Raw genomic sequence first — 25,713 nt, forward strand, 5'->3', positions numbered from 1 at the left:
CGTCCTTCAAGCAGTTTTCGGAATGAGGTGCTCAAACAGCGCCTCTACAGTATTAAAGCGCTCTTCCGAGCGCTCCATCGGCACCTGGAATTTAAACATCGTGGCGCCTTCGAATTTGTAACGTTTTGGCTGGCTCTGAATCAGCTTGATCAGCGTCAGCGGGTCAACCGGGGTTTGCGCCGCGAACTCGATTCGACCCCCTTGCGGGCCGCCGTCGACTTTCTTGATGCCCAGTAGCTCGGCCTGTAATTTCAGCGCGGTAATGCGCATCAGGTTCTTGGTTGGTTCCGGCAACAGACCGAAACGATCGATCATCTCCACCTGCAAGTCCTTGAGGCCTTCCTCGTCGGTTGCCGAGGCGATGCGTTTGTAGAGAATCAGTCGGGCGTGCACGTCCGGCAGATAGTCCTCGGGAATCAACGCCGGTACTCGCAGATTGACTTCCGGACCACCGCCGAGCGGTTGATCGAGGTTCGGTTGTTCGCCCTTGCGGATCGACTTCACCGCGCGCTCGAGCATTTCCATGTAAAGGGTGAAACCGACGGCCTGGATCTGCCCGCTCTGCCCGTCGCCGAGCAATTCGCCGGCGCCACGGATTTCCAGGTCGTTGGTGGCAAGCACGAAACCCGCGCCGAGGTCCTGGGTATTGGCGATCGCTTCCAGACGTTTTTCGGCGTCAGGCGTGATTTGCTGGCGCGGCGGCGTCAGCAAATAAGCGTAAGCCTGGTGGTGACTGCGCCCGACCCGGCCGCGCAACTGGTGCAACTGCGCCAAGCCGAACTTGTCGGCACGCTCGATGATGATGGTGTTGGCGCTCGGCACGTCAATGCCGGTCTCGATGATGGTCGAGGCGATCAGCACGTTGAACCGCTTGTGGTAGAAGTCGCTCATCACTTGTTCGAGATCGCGTTCGCGCATCTGCCCGTGGCCGATGCCGATCCGTGCTTCCGGCACCAGTTCGGCGAGGTCGGCGGCGCATTTCTCGATGGTCTTCACGTCGTTGTGCAGGTAATAGACCTGACCGCCACGCAACAGCTCACGGAGCAAGGCCTCTTTGACCGTGCTCTTGTTCTGCTCCATGACGAAAGTCCGTACCGACAGGCGACGGGCCGGCGGCGTGGCGATGATCGACAGGTCACGCATGCCCGACACCGCCATGTTCAGCGTGCGCGGAATCGGCGTGGCGGTCAGGGTGAGGATGTCGACTTCACTGCGCAGGGCCTTGAGCTGTTCCTTCTGACGGACACCGAAACGGTGCTCTTCGTCGATGATCACCAGCCCCAGGTTTTTGATTTTCACGTCGTCCTGCAGCAGCTTGTGCGTGCCGATGACGATGTCGATCTTACCTTCGGCCAGATCCGCGACCGCGGCGTTGACTTCCTTGGTCGATTTGAAGCGGCTCATCACTTCCACGCTCACCGGCCAGTCGGCGAAGCGGTCGCGGAAGCTGTTGTAATGCTGCTGGGCGAGCAGGGTGGTCGGCACCAGAATCGCCACTTGACGACCGCCGTGTACCGCGATGAACGCTGCGCGCATCGCCACTTCGGTCTTGCCGAAACCGACGTCGCCGCAGACCAGGCGGTCCATCGGTTTCGGCGCGAGCATGTCGGTGCGCACCGCTTCGATGGTGGTTTGCTGGTCCGGGGTTTCTTCGAACGGGAAGCCGGCGCTGAAGGTCGCGTAATCGGCTTTCGGGTCGGCGAACGCATAACCTTCGCGAGCGGCGCGGCGGGCATAGATGTCGAGCAACTCGGCGGCTACATCGCGTACTTGTTCGGCAGCTTTGCGTTTGGCTTTCTGCCAGGTCTCGGAGCCGAGACGGTGCAGCGGGGCCAGGGCATCGTCGCTGCCGGTGTAACGGGCGATCAGATGCAGGTTGGCCACCGGCACGTAAAGCTTGGCGTTTTCGGCGTATTCGAGGGTCAGGAATTCGGCGGCCTGACTATCAATTTCCAGAATCGTCAGCCCGAGGTAACGCCCGACACCGTGATCGATGTGCACCACCGGCGCGCCTTCGCGCAGCTCGGTGAGGTTTTTGATAACGGCATCGTTGTTGGCGTCGGCGCGTTTCTCGCGGCGACGGCGCTGCATCACGCGCTGACCGAACAACGGGCTTTCGGCGACCAGGGCCAAGGCCGGATCGTCGAGTACCAGACCTTCGTCGAGCGGCGCGATGGTGATCGCCAGGCGCTCCTTGCTCGCGACAAAGTCCGGCCAGCTGTCGACGGTTTTCGGTCGCAGCTTCAGGCGTTCCAGCAACTCCAGCAACACTTCACGACGGCCCGCGGACTCGGCGGTAAACAGCACGCGACCGGGAAACTCGTCGAGGAAACCCGCCAGCGCCGCCAACGGTTGGGTGGCTTTGGCTTCGATGGCCAGGTTCGGCAGCTCCCGAGCGGGGAAGCGCTCGCGGCCAACGCCGGTTTCCACGTCCTGTTGACTGGCGACCACGCGCGGCCAATTCTTCAGGCGTGCGAAGCAGTCTTCCACTGGCAGGAACAACTCGGCCGGTGGTAATAAAGGACGGGCCGGGTCGACGCGACGCTCTTCATAGCGATTGCGCACGTCGTTCCAGAAGTTTTCCGCCGCCTGCTCGATGCCGGGCAAGGAAAACACTTGCGTGTCCTGCGGCAGGTAATCGAACAGCGTGGAAGTTTCGTCGAAGAACAGCGGCAGGTAGTACTCGATACCCGCCGGTGTAATCCCGCTGCTCAAGTCCTGGAAGATCGGGCAGCGACGGAAGTCGACATCGAAACGCTCACGGAAGCGCGCCTTGAAGCGGGTGACCGCATCCTTTTGCAGCGGAAACTCTCTCGCTGGCAGGAGGCGAACCGTTTCAACCTTGTCGATGGAGCGCTGGTTTTCCGGATCGAAGGTACGAAGAGTCTCGATTTCGTCGTCGAACAGGTCGATGCGGAAAGGCAGCTTGCTGCCCATCGGGAACAGGTCGATCAACGAGCCGCGCACGGTGAATTCGCCATGCTCGTAGACGGTATCGACATAGCGATAGCCGCTGGCCTCAAGCCGGGTGCGCATCTGCTCGACATCGAGCTTCTGGCCGATGTCCAGCACCAGGCTGCTGCCGAGCAGGAATTTGGTCGGCGCCAGGCGATGCAGGGCTGTGGTGATCGGCACGACCAAAACACCATGACTCAGCTCCGGCAATCGATACAGAGCGGAGATTCGCTGGGAAATAATGTCCTGGTGCGGCGAAAACAGATCGTAGGGCAGGGTTTCCCAGTCCGGGAAATGCAGCACTGGCAAATCCGGGGCGAAGAAACTCAGCTCCTGTTCCAGCCGTTCGGCACTTTGGCTGTCGGCAGTCAGCAGCAGGGTGAAGCGCTTGGCAGCGCTGGCGGCCTCGGCAATGGCCAGGCTCAGGGCGGCACCGGGCAGGTTGCCCCAGTGCTGTTTACCTGCCGCGGCAGGGAGAAGCGGTAGACGCAGAACGGGCACGGAAGGTTGAGCTCCAAGCGTTGCGACAAAGTTGGTAATTGTAACGGTCCCGGGTGCCGCCTGTCAGTTGCAGACTGTGTCTATTACGCAGGTTGGGCGAAATGTAGTGGTAAAGACAAAATCGGCCCGTTTTTTAGTAAAAAAGACTGAATATGTAGTGGCAAAACGACCGAGTGTTACGGAGGGTTACAGACAAGACAGCGGTGTCTCCCAAAAAATGACTGCGCTGCAGGCCGCGTTTTCATTGGGCTTGAGCCGTGCGTCATTTTTTTTAAGAGGATTTTGTTACTGGCCGCGCGACAGGCGCGCATTGCTACGGGAGGCACTCGGCGGCATAATGTAGCCCCTTTTTTCTGCCCCTACATGTGGAAGGTTCCCGTGACTCAGAAGCCCGACCAGTGTCTTGGTGAATGGATCGACCGTGAAGCACTCGCAGAAGCGATGATTCCGCTTATCGGTCAGCTCTACCGCAATAACAACGTGGTGAGCTCGATCTATGGCCGCAGCCTGATCAATCGTTCAGTCATTGCGATTCTCAAAGCTCACCGCTTTGCTCGTCATCGTCAGTCCGATGACAGCGAATTGTCCGTCCACGAAACATTCCCGCTGCTCAAGGCAATGAGCGAGCTCAAGCTCGGCGCTGCTTCGGTAGACCTGGGCAAGCTTGCAGTCAAGTTCAAGGCTGAAGGCAATGGCCGCACTGCCGAGCAGTTCGTCCGTGAAGAACTGGCTGACGTCGTTGGTCAGCAAAATGTTTCCGCCCGCAAAGGCACCGACGTTGTTCTGTACGGCTTCGGTCGTATCGGCCGTCTGCTGGCGCGCATCCTGATCGAGAAAACCGGTGGCGGCGACGGCCTGCGTCTGCGCGCCATCGTTGTCCGCAAGGGCGCCGAGAACGATCTGGTCAAACGTGCCAGCCTGCTGCGTCGTGACTCGGTCCATGGTCCGTTCGATGGCACTATCACCATTGATGAAGCCAACAACACCATCACCGCCAACGGCAACCTGATCCAGGTTATCTACGCGAAAAACCCGACTGAAGTGGACTACACCCAGTACGGCATCAAAGACGCGCTGCTGGTGGACAACACCGGTGTATGGCGTGACGCCGACGGTCTGGGCCAGCACTTGGCTTGCCCGGGTATCGATCGCGTTGTTCTGACCGCGCCTGGCAAAGGCAAGCTGAAGAACATCGTTCACGGCATCAACCACGGTGAAATCACCGCTGATGACAAGATCGTTTCCGCAGCTTCCTGCACCACCAACGCCATCGTGCCGGTGCTCAAAGCAGTCAACGACAAGTTCGGCATCATCAACGGTCACGTTGAAACGGTTCACTCGTACACCAACGACCAGAACCTGATCGACAACTTCCACAAAGGCGATCGCCGTGGCCGTAGCGCCGCGTTGAACATGGTGATCACCGAGACCGGTGCTGCCACCGCTGCTGCCAAGGCTTTGCCTGAGCTGGCTGGCAAGCTCACCGGTAACGCGATCCGTGTTCCGACGCCTAACGTGTCGATGGCCATTCTCAACCTGAACCTTGAGAAAGCCGCCACCCGTGAAGAGATGAACGAGTACTTGCGCTACATGGCGCTGCACTCCGATCTGCATAAGCAAATCGACTACGTCAATTCGCAGGAAGTGGTATCCACCGACTTCGTTGGCTCGCGCCACGCAGGCGTGGTGGACGCTGAAGCAACCATCAGCCAAGACAACCGCGTTGTTCTGTACGTTTGGTACGACAACGAATTCGGTTACAGCTGCCAGGTGGTTCGCGTGATGGAAGACATGGCCGGTGTAAACCCGCCAACATTCCCGCGCTAAGCGTTAGCTGCACATGAAAACGCCCCGACTTTGGTCGGGGCGTTTTTGTTTGTGTGCGATAGGCCGGTTGGAGGTGTGTTGTTTGGGCCGGCCTCTTCGCGAGCAAGCCCGCTCCCACATTTGATCTGCGGCGCACGCAAATCCAATGTGGGAGCGGGCTTGCTCGCGAAAGCGATCTCTCAGGCACCGCCAACCACTGCTGCCTGCGCGGTCCGCAGTTCATGCCGATTGCCTTTGAACAACACCAGCGTCGCAATCAACCCCAATACCGCCGCACCACTGAGCCATATCCCTGGCGCAGCCTTGTTATCCAGCACGTGGATCAGGTACGTGCAGGCCGCGGGGGTAAACCCACCGAACGTTGCAGTCGCCAGGCTGTAGGTCAAGGAGAAACCGGTTGTACGAACTTCTACCGGCATGATCTCGGTCAGGGCTACCACCATGGCGCCTTTATACGAGCCATACAGGAACGACAGCCACAACTCGACGATCAGCAAGTGGCTGAAGCTCGGGTTTGCTACCAGCCATGACAGCGAAGGGTAGGCGGTTAGAATCGCCAGAATCGTCGCCGCCAGCAGCAAGGGTTTGCGTCCGATCCTGTCGGAAAACGCCCCCATCACCTGTAGCCAAAAGAAGTTCGACAAACCAATGCACACCGTCACCAGCAGCGCGTCCAGGTCCGACAAATGCAGTTCGGCTTTGCCGAAGGTCGGGGTGTAGGCGGTGATCAGGTAGAACGACACGGTGGTCATCACCACCAAAGCCATGCCGGCGATGACGATGCCAAAGTTCTGCCCAATCGAACGAACGATGTCCCGCAGGGTAGGGCGATGTTTGCGCGCCTGGAATTCCGGGGTTTCTTCCAGCGAACGACGAATCACGAAGATCACCGGCACGATCATGCAGCCGATCAGGAACGGTACGCGCCAGCCCCAGTCGCCCATTTGTTCCGGGCTGAGCCAGTGGTTCAAGCCAACGCCGAGCAGGCCGGCGAATACCACCGCGGCTTGCTGACTGGCGGACTGCCAACTGACGAAGAAACCTTTACGACCCGGTGTGGAAATCTCGGCGAGGTACACCGACACGCCGCCCAGTTCCACGCCGGCCGAGAACCCTTGCAGCAAACGACCCAACAGCACGATCAACGGCGCTGCAACGCCCAAAGTGGCGTAACCCGGCACGCAGGCAATCAGTACCGTGCCGCCGGCCATCATCGCGAGGGTGATGATCAGCCCTTTGCGTCGACCATGGCGGTCGATATAGGCACCGAGAAAAATCGCCCCTAATGGACGCATCAGGAAGCCGGCCCCGAAGGTGGCCAGGGACAACATCAGGGAGGCGAAAGCGCTATCGGCAGGGAAGAAGGTTTTGGCAATGGCTGTGGCGTAAAAGCCGTAGACCATAAAGTCGAACATCTCGAGAAAGTTACCGCTGACAACGCGAAAAATCGCTTTGCCTTTGCCCGTATTCGTGGACATTTGAACGTACTCACTGCTGGCTGTCTTGTCGCAAATCCCTGGTTTAGACGCGTCCTCGCCGCCGCCCATAAGGACAGACTCCGTCGGCGGACAGACTTGTAGCAATATGTGTGCGGATATCGATAGGCAACAACTAATTAGCTTGCTGCTTAAACGATATAGCCATTACGCGGTATGAATCGCGGACTGGAACGAACTAGCAGGCATGGGCAAACGCAGATTAAATGTGGGAGCGGGCTTGCTCGCGAAGGCGGTGTGGCAGTCAATATCATTGTCGACTGACACACTGCCTTCGCGAGCAAGTCGGATCGCCGCACCGCCGCTCCCACACTTCTACCGCATAATGGCGAGCCTTGGCGTTGTGTCAGGGAATGCCTGGGGGAGGGTGGGGATTGTTGAATAGGTGGCAAGGCGTTTTAATTTTTCTGTTCGGCGTCCTTTCAGGCTGCGGAAACAGCGATTCCATGGAAAGCTTCGGCGGCCCGACCATGGGCAGCACGTATTCGATCAAGTACCTGCGCCATGCCGGGCTTCCCGCCCCGACCGAGGTCCGTGTTCAGGTCGAAAAAATCCTCGCTGACGTCGATCAACAACTGTCGACCTACCGCAGCGACTCGGACATCGAGCGCTTCAACGATCTACCCGCCAACCGCTGTCAGAAAATGCCCGCGCCGATCCTCAAACTGGTGCGTGTCGGTGAGCGTCTGTCGGAACAAAGCGAAGGCTCCTACGACCTGACCGTGGAACCGCTGCTCAATCTCTGGGGATTCGGCCCGCAGGCTCGTAATGAGAAAGTCCCCTCGGCCCAGGTGTTGGCCGAAGTCAGGCAGCGAGTCGGTTACCAGCACCTGCGTATCGACGGCGATCAGCTGTGCAAGGACGCTGCGGTTGAGGTCGACTTCAACAGCATCGCCGCCGGCTACGCAGTCGACACGATTGCCGCAAAACTCGAAGCAATGGGCATCCACAACTACCTCGCCGAAGCCACCGGCGAACTCAAGGCTGCCGGCAAAAAACTCGACGGCTCGCCGTGGCACATCGCCCTGGAAGAACCCCGCGACGACCAGCAAGTGGCCGAGCGCATCATCGCCGTCGACGGCTATGGCGTTTCCACTTCCGGCGACTACCGCAACTATTTCGAGCAGGACGGTCGGCGTTATTCCCACACCTTCGATGCCCGCACCGGGGCGCCGGTCCTACACACCCTGGCGTCAGTCACGGTGATTCATCCTTCAGCGTTGATGGCCGATGGCTTATCGACGCTGTTGCTGATTCTGGGTCCCGAAAGGGGTTGGGACTATGCCCAAACGCATGACATCGGTGCATTCTTTGTGATTCGTGCCGATACAGGATTCGTCACACGAACCACGCAGGCTTTTGAACGCCTGAGTGGCGGAAAAACCGAGTGATCGCAGCGATTCAAGCAGCAAAGACTGGCGTTGTAGTGCAGGCAAAAGTAGCCTACGACGCGACCAAGGGTTAATGTGCGCGGCGTTGACGCTTATATAGACTGTGTCCGGGTTCTGCACTGGCCCCAAATTGTTCCTTCACGCCGCAGATCGGCGTGATTTAGCCGCAGGTGCCGAGGGCGCCGCGGCCTGTTCTGAGGAGTATGCATGGCTGTCTACAACTACGACGTGGTGGTGCTGGGTTCCGGCCCGGCGGGAGAAGGCGCGGCAATGAACGCCGCCAAAGCAGGGCGCAAGGTGGCGATGGTCGATAGCCGTCGCCAGGTCGGCGGCAACTGCACCCACCTGGGCACCATCCCGTCCAAGGCACTGCGTCACTCGGTCCGGCAGATCATGCAGTTCAACACCAACCCGATGTTCCGGGCCATTGGTGAGCCACGCTGGTTCTCGTTCCCGGACGTGTTGAAAAGCGCCGAAAAAGTCATCTCCAAACAAGTCGCTTCGCGCACCGGCTACTACGCCCGTAACCGCGTCGACGTGTTCTTCGGCACCGGCAGCTTCGCCGACGAGCAAACCATTGAAGTGGTCTGCGCCAACGGCGTGGTCGAAAAACTGGTGGCCAAGCACATCATCATCGCCACCGGCTCGCGTCCGTATCGTCCGGCGGACATCGATTTTCACCACCCGCGTATCTACGATAGCGACACCATCCTCAGCCTCGGCCACACCCCGCGCAAACTCATCGTTTACGGCGCCGGCGTGATCGGTTGTGAGTACGCGTCGATCTTCAGCGGTCTGGGTGTACTGGTTGAACTGGTGGACAACCGCGGTCAGTTGCTGAGCTTCCTCGACTCGGAAATTTCCCAGGCCCTGAGCTATCACTTCAGCAACAACAACATCACGGTTCGCCATAACGAAGACTACGACCGCGTCGAAGGCGTGGACAACGGCGTGATCCTGCACCTCAAGTCCGGCAAGAAGATCAAGGCCGACGCTTTGCTCTGGTGCAACGGCCGTACCGGCAACACTGATCAGTTGGGTCTGGAAAACATCGGCGTGAAGGTCAACAGCCGTGGTCAGATCGAAGTGGACGAGGCCTACCGTACCTGCAAGCCGAACATCTACGGCGCCGGTGACGTGATTGGTTGGCCGAGCCTGGCCAGTGCTGCTCACGACCAGGGTCGTTCGGCCGCTGGCAGCATCGTTGACAACCATAGCTGGCGCTTCGTCAACGACGTGCCGACCGGCATCTACACCATTCCGGAGATCAGCTCGATCGGCAAGAACGAGCAGGAGCTGACTCAGGCCAAGGTGCCGTACGAAGTGGGCAAGGCGTTCTTCAAGGGCATGGCGCGTGCACAGATCGCCGGCGAGCCTCAGGGCATGCTGAAGATTCTGTTCCACCGCGAAACCCTGGAAGTGCTGGGCGTTCACTGCTTCGGTTATCAGGCGTCGGAGATCGTTCACATCGGTCAGGCGATCATGAACCAGCCGGGCGAACTGAACACGCTGAAGTACTTCGTCAACACGACGTTCAACTACCCGACCATGGCCGAAGCCTATCGGGTAGCGGCGTACGATGGCCTCAACCGGCTTTTTTGAGTGGCTCCGGCCGGTGGCCTGAGCCGGCCGGGGAGACCGATTTCAGCAATTCTCGAGCGTGGCGCTGGCCAAACCGGGAAAGTCTGTAATCAGGCTGTCAACGCCGAAGTCGGCGAGTCTGCGCATTAGCGCGGGCTCGTTGACTGTCCATACCGACACATGCAGCCCCTGACGCTGCGCCTTCTGCAGGCGTTCCGGCGTACACAGGGTCCAGTTCAGCGCCAGAATCTCACAGCCATAGCTTTGCGCGACCTTTAGCGGGTCGAGCCAGGCGTACTCGGCCACCAGTCCGCGGGACACATCCGGCACGAAGTCCAGCGCAGCTTTCAATACTTCCCGCGAACTCGAGGTGATCGTGACCTTGTCGAGCAGGCCGAAACGCTGAGCCATCTCACGAATCGCCAACACCGTAGTCGCAGCGCGGGTGCGCGAAGCGCTTTTGACTTCCAGCTGCCAGTGCTCGAAATCGCATTTCTCGAATAGTTCTTCCAGTGTTGGAATCGGGCACGGTTTGATCCAGCCTGGTCCGCCAGTGCGCGCGTCGTAGGTCACCAGCTCGGCCGCCGTGTGCTCGACGACTTTGCCGCGACGGTCGGTGGTGCGCTTGAGCGTCGGGTCGTGGATGACCATCAACTCGCCGTCCATGGAGAGGTGCAGGTCCAGTTCGCAGCGGCGCACGCCGTGCTTGAGGCATTGCTGAAAACTGGTCAGCGTATTTTCCGGTGCTTCGCCCTTGGCGCCGCGATGGCCGTAGATGAGAGTCACGGTTCTTCCTTAAATTAAATGCCTGATTCGTTTTGTTCGCGGGCCAGGCGTCGTTCCTGGGCCTGCTTCTGAAAAATGTAGCGGGCCAGCAATTGGCGCTGGGCATCGGTCGGGTATTCGAACTCGGTGCCGACGTCGTAGCCGTCGCCTTTGCGATCGCAATGGGTGACCCGGGCTCGCAGCAAAAGGCCGAGGGCTTGCGGCATCAGCACCAGTTTGACTGACAGGTGCGTGCCCTCGGCAATGGGCGTCGGATGCTGAAATTCGATCCCGCCTTCGGAAATGATCACCGGCTGCGGCTCGCCGATCTGCCCGAGCACGGTGATTGCGATCACCTGGCTCAGCAAATCGATGCGTTTATTCTGGGATTTCAGGAACGCCGCGAGATTCCGGTCGCGCTCACTGATCTGGCGCAACAGGTGCTGTGACTCGAATTCGCTCAGGTGCAGCTCGCTGAGCAAGTTGAACAGTGGGGAAGCATCCTGCAACACATCCTGGCCTGCGGCTTCGGGTGCGGACAGGGGCCGAATTTCCAGTGCGATCGTGTCCTCGATACGGTAGTATTCGCGGCGATCTTCTTCATCTAATGTCGACATGGCGAACCCATGGTAGCGGCGGTGGTCTGAGTGTAAAGCTGGTTATCGACCCCCGCCACAAGGACGTTCCTTTTCCCTCCGAACAAGCCCCGACATGTTCAGACCTCTCTTCGTATTTATTGGCACGCGTTATACCCGTGCAAAGCGTCGCAATCATTTTGTGTCATTCATTTCCCTGACCTCGATGATCGGACTCGCCCTTGGCGTGGTCGTGATGATCGTGGTGCTGTCGGTCATGAACGGCTTCGATCATGAGATGCGCACCCGCGTGCTGGGCATGGTGCCCCACGCGACCATCGAGTCCGGTGAACCGATCAGCGACTGGCAAAGCCTGGCCGCCAAGGTCAAGCAGAACCCGCAGGTGACGGCCGTGGCGCCGTTTACGCAGATGCAGGGTTTGCTGACCAACAACGGCAAGGTGTCCAAAGTCCTGCTCAATGCCATCGACCCTGCGCTGGAACGGCAGGTCTCGATCATTGATAACTTCATGCAGCAGGGCAAACTCGACGACCTGGCGCCGGGCAGTTTCGGCATCGTCATCGGTGACAAGGCCGCGGCCAAGCTGGGTGCGGCGATCGGCGACAAACTGACGTTTGTGGCGCCGGAAGTCACCGTGACCCCGGCCGGGATGTTCCCGCGCATGAAACGCTTTACCGTGGTCGGCATCTTCCATGTCGGCGCCGGTGAACTGGACGGCTATCTGGGCATCACCAATCTTCAGGATCTGGCCAAGCTGCATCGCTGGAAACCGGATCAGGTCCAGGGCATCCGCCTGAAGTTCGACGACCTGTTCCAGGCGCCACGCGTCGCGTGGACCATCGCGCAGCATCTCGGCGAAGACCATTTCTATGCCCGCGACTGGACACGCACCCACGGCAATCTGTATCAGGCGATCCGCATGGAAAAAGCCATGATCGGTTTGCTGTTGCTGCTGATCGTCGCCGTTGCTGCATTCAATATTATTTCCACGCTGGTGATGGTGGTGAACGACAAGAAGGGCGACATCGCGATTCTGCGTACCCTTGGCGCCACACCGGGTTCGATCATGGCGATCTTCATGGTGCAGGGCACCGTCATTGGTGTGGTCGGGACGCTGATCGGCGCCGTGGTCGGGATCTTCGCCGCGCTGAACGTCAGCGCCGCGATATCGGCCCTCGAAGGTCTGATCGGGCACAAATTCCTCAACGCCGACGTGTACTTCATCGATTACCTGCCGTCGCAAGTGCAGAGCCAGGATGTGTTGATGGTCTGCGCCGCCGCGTTGGTCCTGAGTTTCCTCGCCACCCTGTATCCAGCCTGGCGTGCCGCGCGCACCCAGCCTGCGGAGGCGCTACGTTATGAGTGAGTTGGGCATGAGTGATAAAGCAATCTTGAGCTGCCGCGACTTGGGCAAATCCTACGAGGAAGGCCCGGAATCGGTAGAGGTTCTGGCCGGTCTGCAACTGGAGCTGCATCCGGGTGAGCGCGTGGCGATTGTCGGTACCTCGGGCTCGGGCAAAAGTACCTTGCTCAACCTGCTGGGCGGCCTCGATACACCGACCAAGGGCAGTGTTTGGCTGGCCGGTGAAGAGCTGTCGGCGCTGAACGAAAAGGCTCGCGGTTTGCTGCGCAATCGGTCGCTGGGTTTCGTTTACCAGTTCCACCACTTGTTGCCTGAGTTCACCGCGCTGGAAAACGTCTGCATGCCGCTGCTGATCGGCAAGACGGCTATCCCGCAAGCGCGTCAGCGTGCGACGGCATTGCTGGAGCGGGTAGGGCTGGGGCATCGCCTGGAGCACAAACCGGCCGAATTGTCCGGTGGTGAACGTCAGCGTGTGGCCATCGCCCGCGCCCTGGTGAACAACCCAGGCCTGGTGATGCTCGACGAGCCGACCGGTAACCTCGACTCCCACACCGCCCAGGGCATTCAGGATTTGATGCTGGAACTCAGCACTTCGATGCGCACGGCGTTCCTGGTGGTGACTCACGACATGAACCTGGCTCGCCAGATGGATCGCGTCCTGCATTTGCAGGAAGGTTACCTGACGCCCATCTGATTGGCCGAAACCCGGCGTACTGAACAGTACGTCGGGTCTTTTATTTTTATACGGTGCCCAGCGAATGTTCAGACCGTTATCGATCTTTATCGGCGCGCGCTATACCCGCGCCAAGCGCCGCAATCGCTTTGTTTCCTTCATCTCGATGACCTCAATGATCGGCCTCGCCCTGGGCGTGCTGGCGATGATCGTGGTGTTGTCGGTCATGAACGGTTTCCAGCGTGAAATGAGCTCGCGCATCCTCGGCATGGTGCCTCACGCGACAATCGTCGGCGTCAATCCGATCGACGATTGGCAGCCCGTCGCTGCGGCGGCCATGAAGAATCCTGAAGTGACGGCCGCCGTGCCGTTCACCGAGATGGAAGGCATGCTGTCCTACAAGGGGACGATGCAGCCGATCCAGGTCAGCGGCGTTGATCCGGCGCTGGAAGGCAAGGTGTCGATCGTCGCCCAGCACATTGTTCAGGGGCGTCTCGATGCCTTGAAGCCGGGTGAGTTCGGCGTGGTGATCGGCGAGATCACGGCACGTCGCTTCCGCTTGAACGTCGGCGACAAGATCACCCTGATCGTGCCGGAAGTCAGCACTGCACCGGGCGGCATCACCCCGCGCATGCAGCGGTTGAACGTGGTCGGCGTGTTCAAGGTCGGCGCCGAACTGGACGGCTCCATGGCGCTGATCCACGTGGCCGATGCCGCGCAGATGCAGCACTGGGCGCCGAATCAGGTGCAAAGCGTGCGCCTGGCGGTGAAGGATTTGTACGCTGCGCCGAAGGTTTCCAGTGATATTGCTGGCGGGCTGGGCACCGCTTACAAGGCTGATGACTGGACCCACACGCAGGGCAGTCTGTTCAGTGCGATGAAGATGGAAAAAACCATGATTGGCCTGCTGCTGTTGATGATCGTCGCGGTGGCGGCGTTCAACATCATCGCAACCCTGATCATGGTGGTGAACGACAAGGGCGCGGACATCGCGATCCTGCGCACCATCGGCGCCACGCCGCGGCAGATCATGGCGATCTTCATGGTGCAGGGCACCGTGATCGGGGTTGTCGGTACGTTGATTGGTGGTGTGCTCGGCGTGATTGCGGCGCTGAACGTCAGTGAACTGGTGGGCTGGATGGAGCGGGTCAGCGGGCAGCACATTTTCAGTTCCGACGTGTACTTCGTCAGTAACTTGCCGTCCGAACTGCAGGGAGCGGATGTGGTGTTGATCTGCTCCGCCGGGTTCATTCTGAGCTTCCTCGCCACCGTTTACCCGGCATGGCGTGCGGCGAAAGTCGAGCCGGCTACCGCGTTGCGGTATTCGTAGTCTGATAGGCCGCTTTCGTCGGAACGCCGCCCGGAGCAAGCCCGCTCCCACATTTGACCGAGTTGAGCCACACATTCGTGAACGACTCAAATCCAATGTGGGAGCGGGCTTGCTCGCGAAGGGGCCAGTCCTGCTGGCCTCAATCTCCCTTGGGCAACTCAATCACAAACCGCGTCCACCCGTTATCCGATTCAGAGCGAATCTGCCCGCCATGGGCGCGGATGATCGATTGAGTGATCGCCAATCCCAGCCCCGCATGTTCACTACTGCCTTCCTGGCGTGCCGGATCAGCCCGGTAGAAGCGATCAAATAAGCGCGGCAGCAACGCCCCATCAATTCCGTCGCCGCTGTTCTCGACCGTCAGACTCAATCCCTTAGGCTGATCAATAATCCGCACCCGAACCTCGCCTTCGACCGGCGTAAACCGCAACGCATTGTCCAGCAAATTGGAAAGCGCCCTACGCAACATGCTGCGATCGCCCTCCATGCGCGCACTGCCTTCACGACTCAACCTGACCTGAGCGTCCTCCGCCAACGGCGCAAAAAACTCCAGCAATAAATCCGCTTCTTCAGCCAGCTCCAGCGGTTCGCGCTTGGGCATCAACAACCCGTGGTCAGCCTTGGCCAGGTACAACATGTCGTTGACCAGTTGCGCCATCCATTGCAGTTCTTCGAGATTGCTGTGCAGTGCTTCGCGGTAATCCTCGATGGGACGTGGGCGGGTGAGGGTGACCTGGGTGTGGGTCAGCAAGTTCGACAACGGCGTGCGCAATTCATGGGCGATGTCGGCGGAGAAGGCCGAGAGTCGCTGAAAAGAGTCGTCGAGGCGTCCGAGCATGGCGTTGAAGTTGTGGGCCATTTCCGCGAGTTCTGGCGGCATATTTTCTTCGGGCAAGCGGGCATTGAGCGACTGCGCTGAAACGCCACTGGCAACCGCACTCATGCGCCGCAACGGCCGCAACCCACTGCGCGCGGCCCAGGCACCGAGCAGGGCGGTGGCCAGTGCCGACAAGCCGACTGTCAGCCAGATAAGGTGCTGCATGCGTTGCAGAAAGTGCTGGTGATGGGTGATGTCCAGCAGCAAGGTCAACTGCGGCGAGTCAGGTTTGTCGAGGTACAACGGAGCGTTGAGGACGCGATAGTCGGTACCTTCGCTGCTCACCGTGGACAAGCCAGGTTGGGTCGGCAATGCCTGAGGCAGGTGCGTTGAGCTGTCATACCAGCGCTTGCCGTCGCTGCCAGTGATTCGCAGCGACAGATCAGTCTGTCGGCTCAATTCATCGGCCAGTTTGACTTCGCTTTCACTCGACTGAATGTCATGAAGTGCCCGACGCATACCAATCAGCTTGCCGTCCAGCAACTGCTGATCGAGTTCAACGAAATGCGCTTCGCTGGCCCTGCTGAACAACACCCCGGCAAACAGCGACACCACGGCGGTGCACGCCGCAAACAGCAGCGCCAGACGGCTGCTTAACGAAAGTCGACGCATCAGGCAGGGCGCTCTTCAAGGACGTAACCCATGCCACGCACGGTGTGAATTAATTTGTTGGGGAATTCATCGTCGATCTTCAGGCGCAAACGACGGATCGCCACTTCGATGACATTGGTGTCGCTGTCGAAATTCATGTCCCAGACCTGGGATGCGATCAACGACTTGGGCAGGACTTCGCCTTGCCTGCGCAGGAGCATTTCCAGCAGGGCGAATTCCTTGGCCGTCAGGTCGATGCGTTGACCGCTGCGTTCGACCCGGCGGCGGATCAGGTCCAGACGCAAGTCCGCCAGTTGCAGGCTGGTTTCCTGAGGTGTGGCGTTACCACGGCGCAGCAGGCTGCGGACCCGGGCCAACAGTTCGGAGAAGGCGAACGGTTTGACCAGGTAGTCGTCGGCGCCCAGTTCGAGGCCGTGGACCCTGTCCTCCACCGCGTCGCGTGCTGTCAGAAACAGTACCGGCGTGTCGAGACCGGCACCGCGCACCGCTTGCAGAATCTGCCAGCCATCGCGACCGGGCAACATCACATCGAGGATCAACAGGGCGTAATCGCCGGTCAGCGCCAGTTGCTGGCCGGTGCTGCCGTCCGCCACCAGTTCAGTATTGAAACCGGCTTCGGTCAGGCCCTGGCGCAGGTAGTGGCCAGTTTTCGGTTGGTCTTCGACGATCAGCAGTTTCATGGGCGACTCGAGGCAAATGGAACGAACGCTTTATACCGTGGGCAGCGTTAATACAGGTCAACCTGACAAAGTTGTAATCTGGCTGTCAGGTTGCGGGCAGTCGCAGTAGTTTAGAGTTTTCCACAGGCTGAACCTTATCTTGTTGGAGTGCGACTATGTTTTTGCGCAATTCACTGGTGCGCGTCGCGTGTTTGCTGGCGCTGAGCTCGCCAGCGTGGCTGCCCCGGCACATACCTACGACTTCGGCCAACCGGCCCCGGCGGCAAAGGCGACTCGCAGCGTTGAAGTCGTCATGGACGACATGTCGTTCACGCCCAAGGCGATTGATATCAAGGCCGGTGAGACGGTTCGTTTTGTGTTGGTGAATAAAGGCCAGTTGTTGCACGAATTCAACCTTGGTGATGCGGCGATGCATGCCAAGCATCAGCAGGAAATGATGCAGATGCAGAAGAGCGGGATGCTGATGCCTGCAGGCCTGAAGGAAATGGACCACGGCGCAATGGCCGGTATGGATCACGGCATGAAGCACGACGACCCTAACAGCGTGCTCGTAGAACCGGGTAAAACCGCCGAGCTGACCTGGACCTTCACCAAGGCCACCAACCTGGAATTTGCCTGCAACATCCCCGGTCATTACCAGGCCGGCATGGTCGGCAAGTTGACTGTCAGTCAGTAAGCACTCAAAGGCGGGAGCAAAGGCTGGTAGAATCCGCTGATTCTTCAGTCAGGTTTCCGCCATGCATCCCGCAGCCGAACACTCGCCGCTGGGCAAATCCAGCGAATACATCGCCACCTACACGCCGTCCTTGCTGTTCCCGATCCCGCGCACCGCGAAATGGGCCGAGCTGGGCCTGACGGCTGAAACCCTGCCGTACAAGGGCGTGGATTTCTGGAATTGCTTCGAGCTGTCGTGGCTGTTGCCGTCCGGCAAACCAGTGGTGGCCATTGGTGAATTCAGTATCCCGGCGGATTCGCCGAATATCATCGAATCGAAGTCGTTCAAGCTGTACCTCAATTCCCTGAACCAGACACCGTTTGCCGACACCGCGAGCCTTGAGGCGACGTTGGCGAAAGACCTGTCGGCTGCTGCCGGTAAACCGGTCGGCGTGCGGATTCGCAGCCTGAAGGACGTCGAGGCCGAAGGCGTCGTGGCGTTGCCGGGCGTGTGCATAGATGATCTGGACATCAGCGTCAGCAACTATGAGCATCCGCGTCCGGAACTGCTGCGTTGCGATGAATCACGCATCGTGGAGGAGAGCGTGCACAGCCATTTGCTCAAATCCAACTGCCCGGTCACCAGTCAGCCGGACTGGGGCAGCGTGGCGGTGGAATACCGTGGCGCGGCACTGGATCACGCGAGTTTGCTGGAATACATCGTGAGCTTCCGTCAGCACTCCGACTTCCACGAGCAGTGCGTGGAGCGGATTTTTCTCGACCTGCAACGGTTGTTGAAACCGGAGAAATTAACGGTGTATGCGCGGTATGTGCGGCGCGGTGGGTTGGACATCAACCCGTATCGCAGTACTGAAACCGTTCAACTGCCAAACCACCGTCTGGTCCGTCAATAAATAACCCCTGTGGGAGCGGGCTTGCTCGCGAAGGGGCCGTTACATTCAACATCAATGGTGACTGACACTCCGCCTTCGCGAGCAAGCCCGCTCCCACAGGGGATTGCATTGCAAGTCGCAGATATGAAAAAGCCCCGCTATCACTAGCGGGGCTTTTTTGTATTCAGCGGGTTCAGATCCCCATGTTGGCCAGGGCTTGCACGATGTTGCGCAAGGTGCCAGCAAGGGTTGGATGTTCGATTTCGAAACGCTCGACGGCCAGGTTCACATTGTCGGAGAGGCTGGAGTCCTGGGTTTTGGTTTCCAGCTCAATTTCCAGTTCGATTTGTTGCATCAGCGCGTGCAGGTCTTCGCGCTCGGCTTCGGTCAGCGGTGGATTCTGTTCCAATTGCTCGCGCAGAGTATTGAGCTGTTGTTGCAGTTCGCGGGCAGGCATGGCGTTCTTCCTTTTATCGATAGGCACTGGCATAGACCGCAGCAGCACGCCAAAGGTCTATGGCTTGACCTTTAGATTAATCCACTCGCGCGCAACCTGCATGATCTCGATCAGGGCTTTTCGCCCTTGAGCCGGCGCAGGCTGATGTCGGCCAGGCAGGTGTCGAGCTCACCGAGGTGATCGATCACCGAATGCACACCCAGACCGAACAGTTGCATCGTTGCCTTGCCGCGTTTGAATTCCCGTTCCTGCTGAGTCAGCGCCTGCCATTCGTTGGGCGCCAGGCCGCAGAGTGAGCCGCAGGACGCCAGCCCAATCGTCCACAAACCGGCATTGAGCCCCGCTTGCAGCAATCGCGGTTCGCCGCTGACCAGAACGCAACCCTCCAGTCGTTCAACATTCAACGTCATCAAGGCTTGCCAGCAGGCGTGCGGTGCCGGCCATGGATTGTTTGTTTCGGGGTGTTGCGAGGGTTTGATCCATGAAGGCAAGGCAGCGGCCAGGGAATGGCTGAGGGCAGGGGGAAGTTCATCGAGCCAGGCACAGGGAATCTGCTGATGCTGCAAGCTGCGCAGGCTATCCAGCGCGCCGGGCGTGGCCTCGGCGTGCATGGCAGAGGGGATGCCGTGTGCACGTGTGCGGGCACCGAAATCCACCAGGCAACCACTGAGGCCGAACAGTACGGCGGTCAGGCTGGGCGCAATGTGGGGCAAGGTTTCGGCGTGCGGCATATCAACGTCCCTGAAATAGCCTCAAGGCTAGGGGGCGACGGTGACAGTTGAGTGACACTGATGTGAATCGCTCACAATCATCACGAATGATCCGCAAGCTGCCTAAAGCGGCTTTTCCGTCTTATACTAGCCCGCTTAACGCTTGGGCCAAGCGCCCGCGCCAGTACAATCCAAGGAGTTTTTCTATGCGCTGGAGCAATCATCTAGCTCAGTTTTGTGTGTTTACCAGCGTATTGCTGGTTCCGTTCGTTGCCCAGGCAGCCTCGGAAGACGACCCTTGGGAAAGCATCAACCGCCCGATCTACAAGTTCAACGATGTGCTCGACACGTATGCGCTGAAGCCTTTGGCCCAGGGCTATCAGTTCGTGACGCCGCAGTTCCTTGAAGACGGCATCCACAACATGTTCCGCAACGTCGGTGAAGTCACCAACCTTGCCAACGATATCTTGCAGGCCAAACCGGCCGCCGCTGGCGTCGACACCGCACGCTTGATTTTCAACACCACCTTCGGCCTGCTGGGCTTCTTTGATGTGGGCACCAAGATGGGCCTGCAACGCAATGACGAAGACTTCGGCCAGACCCTCGGCTACTGGGGCGTAGGCAGCGGCCCTTACGTGATGCTGCCGCTTCTGGGCCCAAGCACCTTGCGTGACGCGCCGTCCAAGTATGTCGACGGCTACACCGGCCCGTACCCTTACATCAACGACGTGCCCGTGCGTAACTCGATCTTCGGCCTGAACATCATCGACACCCGCGCCAACCTGCTGTCGAGCGAGAAGCTGATCACCGGCGACAAGTACACCTTCATCCGCAATGCGTACTTGCAGAACCGCGAATTCAAAGTCAAAGACGGCCAGGTCGAAGACGATTTTTGATCTCGACCGGTAAAACGAAGAAGGCGGCCAGTGGGCCGCCTTCTTTCGTTTGGCTTGCGGGGCCGGTTTGACTGATGGATTCGAACCTTCCATTACGTTACGGTTTTGCCGGTTCTTATAACTCCCGGTGATTTGAAATGGAAAGACGTCAAGCGACCATCGGCGTGAGCTTGAAACGCCCCGCGGATGGGAGTACCGTCTGCGCCTTAGAAGGGCACCTCTGGTGTACCTGTGTGTAGGGCAAATGCTCGAAAACAGTGCAGTAGAGAGGCTAGAAAGCGAATCCAGTAGTGTGAGCCGGGACAAAGCCCCTGCCTGCTACGCCAACCTAATTCTGGCGCCGTTTGCCCACATGCCAAAAACCAGTGCCACGCTGCTGATAATCGATGATGACGAAGTAGTGCGCGCGAGCCTCGCCGCCTATTTGGAAGACAGTGGTTTCAGCGTCTTGCAGGCCAGCAATGGCCAGCAGGGTCTTCAGGTATTCGAGCAAGACAAGCCCGACTTGGTCATCTGCGATCTGCGCATGCCACAGATGGGCGGACTCGAACTCATTCGCCAGGTCACCGAGCTGTCGCCACAAACCCCGGTGATCGTGGTTTCGGGCGCCGGCGTGATGAACGACGCGGTCGAGGCCCTGCGCCTGGGCGCAGCGGACTACCTGATCAAGCCTCTCGAAGATCTGGCTGTGCTCGAGCACTCTGTGCGCCGGGCCCTGGATCGTGCGCGCCTGCTGCTGGAAAACCAGCGCTACCGCGAGAAGCTGGAAAAGGCCAACCGCGAGCTCGCCGCCAGCCTGAACCTGCTCCAGGAAGACCAGAACGCCGGTCGCCAGGTGCAGATGAACATGCTGCCGGTCAGCCCCTGGACCATCAACGAGTTCCAGTTTGCTCACCAGATCATCCCGTCGCTGTACCTGTCGGGTGATTTCGTCGACTACTTTCGGGTCGACGAGCGTCGGGTAGCCTTCTACTTGGCGGACGTTTCCGGTCATGGCGCCTCTTCAGCCTTCGTTACCGTGTTGCTGAAGTTCATGACCACGCGCTTGCTGTTCGAGTCCAAGCGCAGCGGTACATTGCCGGAATTCAAGCCTTCAGAGGTCCTTGGTCATATCAACCGAGGCCTGATCAGTTGTAAGCTGGGTAAACACGTCACAATGGTCGGTGGAGTCATCGACGAGGAGACAGGTTTGTTGACCTATAGCATCGGCGGTCATTTGCCGTTGCCAGTGTTGTACACGCCAGACAGTGTTTGTTATCTGGAAGGGCGTGGTCTGCCGGTGGGCCTCTTCAATGAAGCCACCTACGAAGACCACGTACTGGAGCTGCCGCCGACGTTCAGCCTGACGCTGATGTCCGATGGCATTCTGGACCTTTTGCCAGAACCTACACTCAAAGAAAAAGAAGCGGCTTTGCCCCAACGGGTCAAGGCAGCGGGCGGCAGCCTGGATGGTCTGCGGCAGGTTTTTGGATTGGCCACGCTAGGGGAGATGCCGGATGATATCGCCCTGTTGGTGTTGAGCAGGAATCTTTAATGAGTACCGGTAGAATCCAGTTCGCCGAGCAGGATGGCACCTTCGTCCTGAAGTTCGTCGGTGAAGTTCGCCTGACCCTGTGTTCGGCGTTGGATGCGACTATTGAGCGGATCTTCACGGCGTTGAACTTCAACGCGATCGTGATCGACCTGACCGAAACCCGCAGCATCGACAGCACCACCCTTGGCCTTTTGGCCAAGCTGTCGATCCTGTCGCGGCAAAAGGTCGGCTTGCTGCCGACCGTCGTCACCACCCACGAAGACATCACCCGTCTGCTGCAGTCCATGGGCTTCGAGCAAGTGTTCAACATCGTTGACCGCCCGATCCCGTGTCCTGAGTGCTTGACCGACCTGCCAGACCAGGATCAGTCCGAAGAAGTGGTGCGGATCAAAGTGCTTGAAGCGCACAAGATCCTCATGGGGTTGAACGACTCCAATCGTGAAGCGTTTCATGATCTGGTGAATGCGCTCGAGCGTCACTGATCACCTGAAAGTGATGTGGGCCTTACAGGCCCTATCGCAGGCAAGCCAGCTCCCACATAACCTCAGTCGTAAACACTATCGCGATCCATAACAAATCCCCTGTGGGAGCGGGCTTGCCCGCGATGGCGCCATAACAAGCACCACATCCTTCAGTGCGAAGCCCATCCAATACCCAAATTCAACGCATAAAAAAGGGCGAACCCATTAAGGTTCGCCCTTTTTGCATTGCCTTGAACTAGATCACAGCTTGGCTTGCAACAGCGCCTCAAGCTTTTCCTGGTCGCGAGCGAACTGACGAATACCTTCAGCCAGTTTCTCGGTCGCCATCGCATCCTCGTTGGACAACCAACGGAACTGCGCTTCATTCAAGTTCAAACGAGCTTCACCGGCATGACCCGGGGCTAATTTGCGCTCCAGCTTGCCAGTATCCGCCGCCAGCTTATCAATCAGATCCGGGCTGATGGTCAGGCGATCGCAACCGGCCAGCTGCTCGATCTGATTCAGGTTACGAAAGCTCGCGCCCATGACCACAGTCTTGTAGTCATTGGCCTTGTAGTAGTTGTAGATGCGCGTCACCGACTGCACGCCCGGATCATCCGCGCCGGTGTAGTCGTTGCCGTTGGCCTTCTTGTACCAGTCGTAGATACGACCCACGAACGGCGAAATCAGGAACACCCCGGCGTCAGCACACGCCGCAGCCTGGGCGAACGAGAACAGCAACGTCAGGTTGGTCTGAATGCCTTCTTTTTCCAGAATTTCGGCAGCGCGGATGCCTTCCCAGGTGGAAGCGATCTTGATCAGCACGCGGTCACGGCCAATGCCGGCCTTGTCGTACAGGTCGATCAGACGGTGCGCACGCTTCAATACGGCGTCAGTGTCGAACGACAGGCGCGCATCCACTTCGGTGGAAATACGGCCAGGGATCACTTTCAGAATTTCTTGCCCTACCGCGACGCCAAAACGGTCGCTGGCCAGGCCAACATCGCCCTTGCAGTCGCTGACGCAAGCGTTCAGCAACTCGGCATAACCGGGAATGGCCGCCGCTTTCAGCAGCAGGGAAGGGTTGGTGGTAGCGTCCACGGGTTTAACGCGAGCGATAGCTTCGAAGTCGCCGGTATCGGCAACAACGGTGGTCATTTGTTTGAGTTGTTCCAGCTTGGAAGTCATGGGCGTGCTCTGTCCTATGGGTCTAATGACATTACCCGAGCGCTGACAGCCACTCAAGGGTGCGTGTACGTATCGAGGGCCCCAGCGGCAACATCCGGAAAACGGCTGTTTGAAAGGCGGGGCGCGGTATCGGTAAATACGATGCCAAATCAGACCACAGGTTCAACCCAAGCGACCGTTAACGCCCCTCAAGCAACTCCGCCGCCTGGTCCAGCAACACCAAAGGCTCTTTTGCCTTGTGAATATCCACCGACAACAACTGCCGAAACTTGCGCGCCCCCGGAAACCCGGTGCCCAGTCCCAGCACATGCCGAGTGATGTGGTGCATCGAGCCGCCCGCATCGATATGCGCGGCTATATAAGGCCGCAACTGCGCCAGCGCCTCGGCCCGGCTGATCACCGGCGCCGTGCTGCCGAACAGTTGCTGATCCACCTCAGCCATCACATAAGGGTTGTGATAGGCCTCACGGCCCAACATCACGCCGTCGAACGTCTGCAAATGCTCGTGACAGGCTTCCAGTGTCTTGATCCCGCCGTTGAGAATAATCTCCAGCTCCGGAAAATCCGTCTTCAACCGCGCCGCCACGTCATAGCGCAGGGGCGGAATGTCGCGGTTCTCCTTCGGCGACAACCCCTCCAGAATCGCAATCCGCGCATGCACCGTAAAACTCGTGCACCCGGCATCCCGAACCGTGCCGACGAAATCACACAACTGCTCGTAACTGTCCCGCCCATTAATCCCGATGCGGTGCTTCACCGTCACCGGAATCGACACCGCATCCCGCATCGCCTTCACACAATCAGCCACCAACTGCGGATGCCCCATCAGGCACGCACCGATCATATTGTTCTGCACCCGATCACTCGGGCAGCCGACATTCAGATTCACCTCGTCGTAACCGTGCTCCTGCGCCATGCGCGCGCACATCGCCAGGTCCAGCGGCACACTGCCGCCGAGTTGCAGGGCGAGCGGGTGCTCGGCTTCGTTGTGACGCAGGAAGCGGTCGTGATCGCCGTTGAGGAGCGCGCCGGTGGTGACCATTTCGGTGTAGAGGAGGGCGTGCTTGGAGAGCAGGCGCAGGAAGAAGCGGCAATGGCGATCGGTCCAATCCATCATCGGGGCGACGGAGAAGCGGCGGGAGAGCGGGGCGGGTGTAGCGGTGATTGGGGGCATTGGCGGTTCTGAGATGGGTGGGGCTGGGAGGTGGGGAGTTTATCAGGATTGGGGTTGCAGGGCTTAGGCGAGTCCTATTGCGATGAGCACGCGTAGCTGTGGGATTGAGCGAGACAGCTACAAGACGTACTGATAGCATCTGGCTACTAACTAGTGAGCTGTTTGAGGAAGGGATCCTATGCTGACGAGAATCGCGTCATTTGCTTTCGCCGCCGCCGGCATTTTTGCATTCGCACAAAGCGCCGCCGCCGAAGAAAAGCTCTTCAAGAATTACGTCTATCAATCTCCTCTCGCGAACTACACCGAAGCCGCTGGCTACTACGATTGCTCCGAGGATGTTGGCGGCACGGCCAGGTGCATCGACGATGTCGACTTCCTGGAAGAGAAATTCACCGTGGCGTTGGTGTTTTCGGGCGACAAGCTGATCATGGTGTCGTTGATCAGCCCGTTCGATCAGGATTTGTATGGCAAAGCCATTGCAGGGCTTTCCAAGACGTTCACGTTGGTTTCCATGACCGATGATAAGTCAATGCTGGACGTGATTGAAGTTGCGAAGAAAGTGAGTAGTAAAGACGAGTTAACAGCGGAGTTATCCAACTTTGAGCAGGTCGGCCTGACCTCCGGGAGTCTGACCTATACGTTTCTGGAAGGTGTGAATGCCAAAGGGCAGCCGAATGCGGTTAGCGCGCTAAACGCATCACCTGAAAATATCCGGTCTGCTGAGTTGGTACTTGCGGGTGAGGGAGCTGATGCGGGGGTGTTGATTCGGTTTTCGTTTCCACGGTTAGAGGCTAATAAGATTGGCGGATGCTGGAGCTGAGTGCAACACGGTTATTGAATTGAAGTTGGGGCATCATGCCGCCAAGCGATGGCCTCTTGCATCACTTGGCCCATCATTTCGATGGGGCATTTGAAATCGAAACGCTTACGTGGGCGCATGTTCAATTGCAGGGCTATGGCATCCAGTTCTTCCTGGCTGTGTTTCGACAAGTCTGTGCCCTTGGGTAGGTACTGGCGGATCAAACCATTGATGTTCTCGTTGCTGCCGCGCTGCCAAGGGCTGTGCGGGTCGCAAAAATAGATGGCGACGCCAGTCTTC

General features: G+C 58.8%; 23 protein-coding genes. 12 read left to right on the forward strand and 11 right to left on the reverse strand.

From position 1 onward, the window contains the following. Positions 1 to 6: 6 nt before the first annotated feature. Positions 7 to 3,456 (reverse strand): transcription-repair coupling factor, encoded by a 3,450-nt coding sequence (gene mfd, locus CUN63_RS23410; RefSeq protein ID WP_129442922.1) that lies wholly within the window; start codon positions 3,454 to 3,456, stop codon positions 7 to 9. Positions 3,457 to 3,819: 363 nt separating this feature from the next. Between mfd and CUN63_RS23415 the strand changes: the two genes are divergently transcribed. Then, a complete protein-coding gene (locus tag CUN63_RS23415) occupies positions 3,820 to 5,283 on the forward strand; it encodes a glyceraldehyde-3-phosphate dehydrogenase (protein ID WP_129442924.1) in 1,464 nt (487 codons plus the stop codon). A 179-nt stretch (positions 5,284 to 5,462) separates the two neighbouring features. Here the strand turns inward: CUN63_RS23415 and CUN63_RS23420 are convergent, their stop codons facing one another. Beyond that, on the reverse strand, positions 5,463 to 6,761 hold the full coding sequence (locus CUN63_RS23420; protein ID WP_129442926.1) for an MFS transporter: 1,299 nt from the start codon (positions 6,759 to 6,761) through the stop codon (positions 5,463 to 5,465). A 371-nt stretch (positions 6,762 to 7,132) separates the two neighbouring features. Here CUN63_RS23420 and CUN63_RS23430 point away from each other — a divergent pair, with 371 nt between their 5' ends. Beyond that, the gene (locus CUN63_RS23430) at positions 7,133 to 8,170 is read left to right on the forward strand and encodes an FAD:protein FMN transferase (RefSeq protein ID WP_129442930.1); all 1,038 of its coding nucleotides are present in this window, start codon (positions 7,133 to 7,135) and stop codon (positions 8,168 to 8,170) included. Between the two features lie 207 nt (positions 8,171 to 8,377). Then, on the forward strand, positions 8,378 to 9,772 hold the full coding sequence (sthA, locus tag CUN63_RS23435; RefSeq protein ID WP_129442932.1) for a Si-specific NAD(P)(+) transhydrogenase: 1,395 nt from the start codon (positions 8,378 to 8,380) through the stop codon (positions 9,770 to 9,772). Positions 9,773 to 9,814: 42 nt separating this feature from the next. Here sthA and CUN63_RS23440 read toward each other — a convergent pair whose 3' ends face one another. Further along, positions 9,815 to 10,537, reverse strand: coding sequence for a glycerophosphodiester phosphodiesterase family protein (locus CUN63_RS23440; protein WP_056744312.1), 723 nt, complete (start codon positions 10,535 to 10,537; stop codon positions 9,815 to 9,817). A 14-nt stretch (positions 10,538 to 10,551) separates the two neighbouring features. Continuing rightward, entirely contained in the window at positions 10,552 to 11,133 is a 582-nt protein-coding gene (locus tag CUN63_RS23445; protein WP_129442934.1) for a PilZ domain-containing protein, read from the reverse strand. A 94-nt stretch (positions 11,134 to 11,227) separates the two neighbouring features. On the opposite strand from CUN63_RS23445, the gene CUN63_RS23450 reads away from it, so the two are divergent. The 3 genes from CUN63_RS23450 (at position 11,228) to CUN63_RS23460 (ending at position 14,478) form a co-directional block, all read left to right on the forward strand. Next, positions 11,228 to 12,478: a lipoprotein-releasing ABC transporter permease subunit gene (locus CUN63_RS23450; protein ID WP_129442936.1), complete on the forward strand. Its 1,251-nt coding sequence runs from the start codon at positions 11,228 to 11,230 to the stop codon at positions 12,476 to 12,478. 7 nt (positions 12,479 to 12,485) lie between these two features. Further along, positions 12,486 to 13,169: a lipoprotein-releasing ABC transporter ATP-binding protein LolD gene (gene lolD / locus CUN63_RS23455; protein ID WP_165353274.1), complete on the forward strand. Its 684-nt coding sequence runs from the start codon at positions 12,486 to 12,488 to the stop codon at positions 13,167 to 13,169. A gap of 64 nt (positions 13,170 to 13,233) precedes the next feature. Then, complete coding sequence (locus tag CUN63_RS23460; RefSeq protein WP_095128737.1) at positions 13,234 to 14,478, forward strand: lipoprotein-releasing ABC transporter permease subunit; 1,245 nt, start codon at positions 13,234 to 13,236, stop codon at positions 14,476 to 14,478. A 139-nt stretch (positions 14,479 to 14,617) separates the two neighbouring features. On the opposite strand, the gene CUN63_RS23465 is transcribed toward CUN63_RS23460, so the two are convergent. Further along, complete coding sequence (locus CUN63_RS23465) at positions 14,618 to 15,967, reverse strand: heavy metal sensor histidine kinase (protein ID WP_129442938.1); 1,350 nt, start codon at positions 15,965 to 15,967, stop codon at positions 14,618 to 14,620. Continuing rightward, positions 15,967 to 16,647, reverse strand: a complete 681-nt coding sequence (locus CUN63_RS23470) for a heavy metal response regulator transcription factor (protein ID WP_008151374.1) — start codon at positions 16,645 to 16,647, stop codon at positions 15,967 to 15,969. Before CUN63_RS23470 ends, CUN63_RS23465 begins: the two co-directional genes overlap by 1 nt. A 187-nt stretch (positions 16,648 to 16,834) precedes the next feature. On the opposite strand from CUN63_RS23470, the gene CUN63_RS23475 reads away from it, so the two are divergent. Both CUN63_RS23475 and queF read left to right on the forward strand, forming a co-directional pair. Then, a complete protein-coding gene (locus tag CUN63_RS23475) occupies positions 16,835 to 17,323 on the forward strand; it encodes a plastocyanin/azurin family copper-binding protein (protein WP_371928188.1) in 489 nt (162 codons plus the stop codon). Positions 17,324 to 17,384: 61 nt separating this feature from the next. After that, complete coding sequence (gene queF, locus CUN63_RS23480) at positions 17,385 to 18,215, forward strand: NADPH-dependent 7-cyano-7-deazaguanine reductase QueF (protein WP_027921667.1); 831 nt, start codon at positions 17,385 to 17,387, stop codon at positions 18,213 to 18,215. A gap of 172 nt (positions 18,216 to 18,387) precedes the next feature. Here queF and CUN63_RS23490 read toward each other — a convergent pair whose 3' ends face one another. Further along, positions 18,388 to 18,651 (reverse strand): DUF4404 family protein, encoded by a 264-nt coding sequence (locus tag CUN63_RS23490; protein ID WP_129442940.1) that lies wholly within the window; start codon positions 18,649 to 18,651, stop codon positions 18,388 to 18,390. 110 nt (positions 18,652 to 18,761) lie between these two features. After that, positions 18,762 to 19,382, reverse strand: coding sequence for an HAD family phosphatase (locus CUN63_RS23495; RefSeq protein WP_129442942.1), 621 nt, complete (start codon positions 19,380 to 19,382; stop codon positions 18,762 to 18,764). Between the two features lie 185 nt (positions 19,383 to 19,567). Between CUN63_RS23495 and CUN63_RS23500 the strand changes: the two genes are divergently transcribed. The 3 genes from CUN63_RS23500 to rssC all read left to right on the forward strand — a co-directional run bounded on the left by CUN63_RS23500 (position 19,568) and on the right by rssC (position 22,273). Beyond that, positions 19,568 to 20,257, forward strand: a complete 690-nt coding sequence (locus tag CUN63_RS23500) for a VacJ family lipoprotein (RefSeq protein ID WP_129442944.1) — start codon at positions 19,568 to 19,570, stop codon at positions 20,255 to 20,257. A 352-nt stretch (positions 20,258 to 20,609) separates the two neighbouring features. After that, complete coding sequence (rssB, locus tag CUN63_RS23505; protein ID WP_129442946.1) at positions 20,610 to 21,791, forward strand: two-component system response regulator RssB; 1,182 nt, start codon at positions 20,610 to 20,612, stop codon at positions 21,789 to 21,791. Then, the gene (rssC, locus tag CUN63_RS23510) at positions 21,791 to 22,273 is read left to right on the forward strand and encodes an anti-sigma factor antagonist RssC (protein ID WP_007935262.1); all 483 of its coding nucleotides are present in this window, start codon (positions 21,791 to 21,793) and stop codon (positions 22,271 to 22,273) included. The genes rssB and rssC overlap by 1 nt, the downstream gene beginning before the upstream one ends. Before the next feature lie 240 nt (positions 22,274 to 22,513). Here the strand turns inward: rssC and tal are convergent, their stop codons facing one another. Next, complete coding sequence (gene tal / locus CUN63_RS23515) at positions 22,514 to 23,440, reverse strand: transaldolase (RefSeq protein ID WP_129442948.1); 927 nt, start codon at positions 23,438 to 23,440, stop codon at positions 22,514 to 22,516. 178 nt (positions 23,441 to 23,618) lie between these two features. Beyond that, entirely contained in the window at positions 23,619 to 24,614 is a 996-nt protein-coding gene (gene dusA, locus CUN63_RS23520) for a tRNA dihydrouridine(20/20a) synthase DusA (protein ID WP_129442950.1), read from the reverse strand. A gap of 178 nt (positions 24,615 to 24,792) precedes the next feature. Between dusA and CUN63_RS23525 the strand changes: the two genes are divergently transcribed. Next, complete coding sequence (locus CUN63_RS23525) at positions 24,793 to 25,434, forward strand: hypothetical protein (RefSeq protein WP_129442952.1); 642 nt, start codon at positions 24,793 to 24,795, stop codon at positions 25,432 to 25,434. An 11-nt stretch (positions 25,435 to 25,445) separates the two neighbouring features. Here the strand turns inward: CUN63_RS23525 and CUN63_RS23530 are convergent. Further along, positions 25,446 to 25,713 (reverse strand): IS30 family transposase (locus CUN63_RS23530; protein ID WP_129445144.1); only part of this gene is annotated, 268 nt, incomplete at its 5' end.

The organism is Pseudomonas sp. ACM7 (assembly GCF_004136015.1).
Classification (GTDB): domain Bacteria; phylum Pseudomonadota; class Gammaproteobacteria; order Pseudomonadales; family Pseudomonadaceae; genus Aquipseudomonas; species Aquipseudomonas frigoris.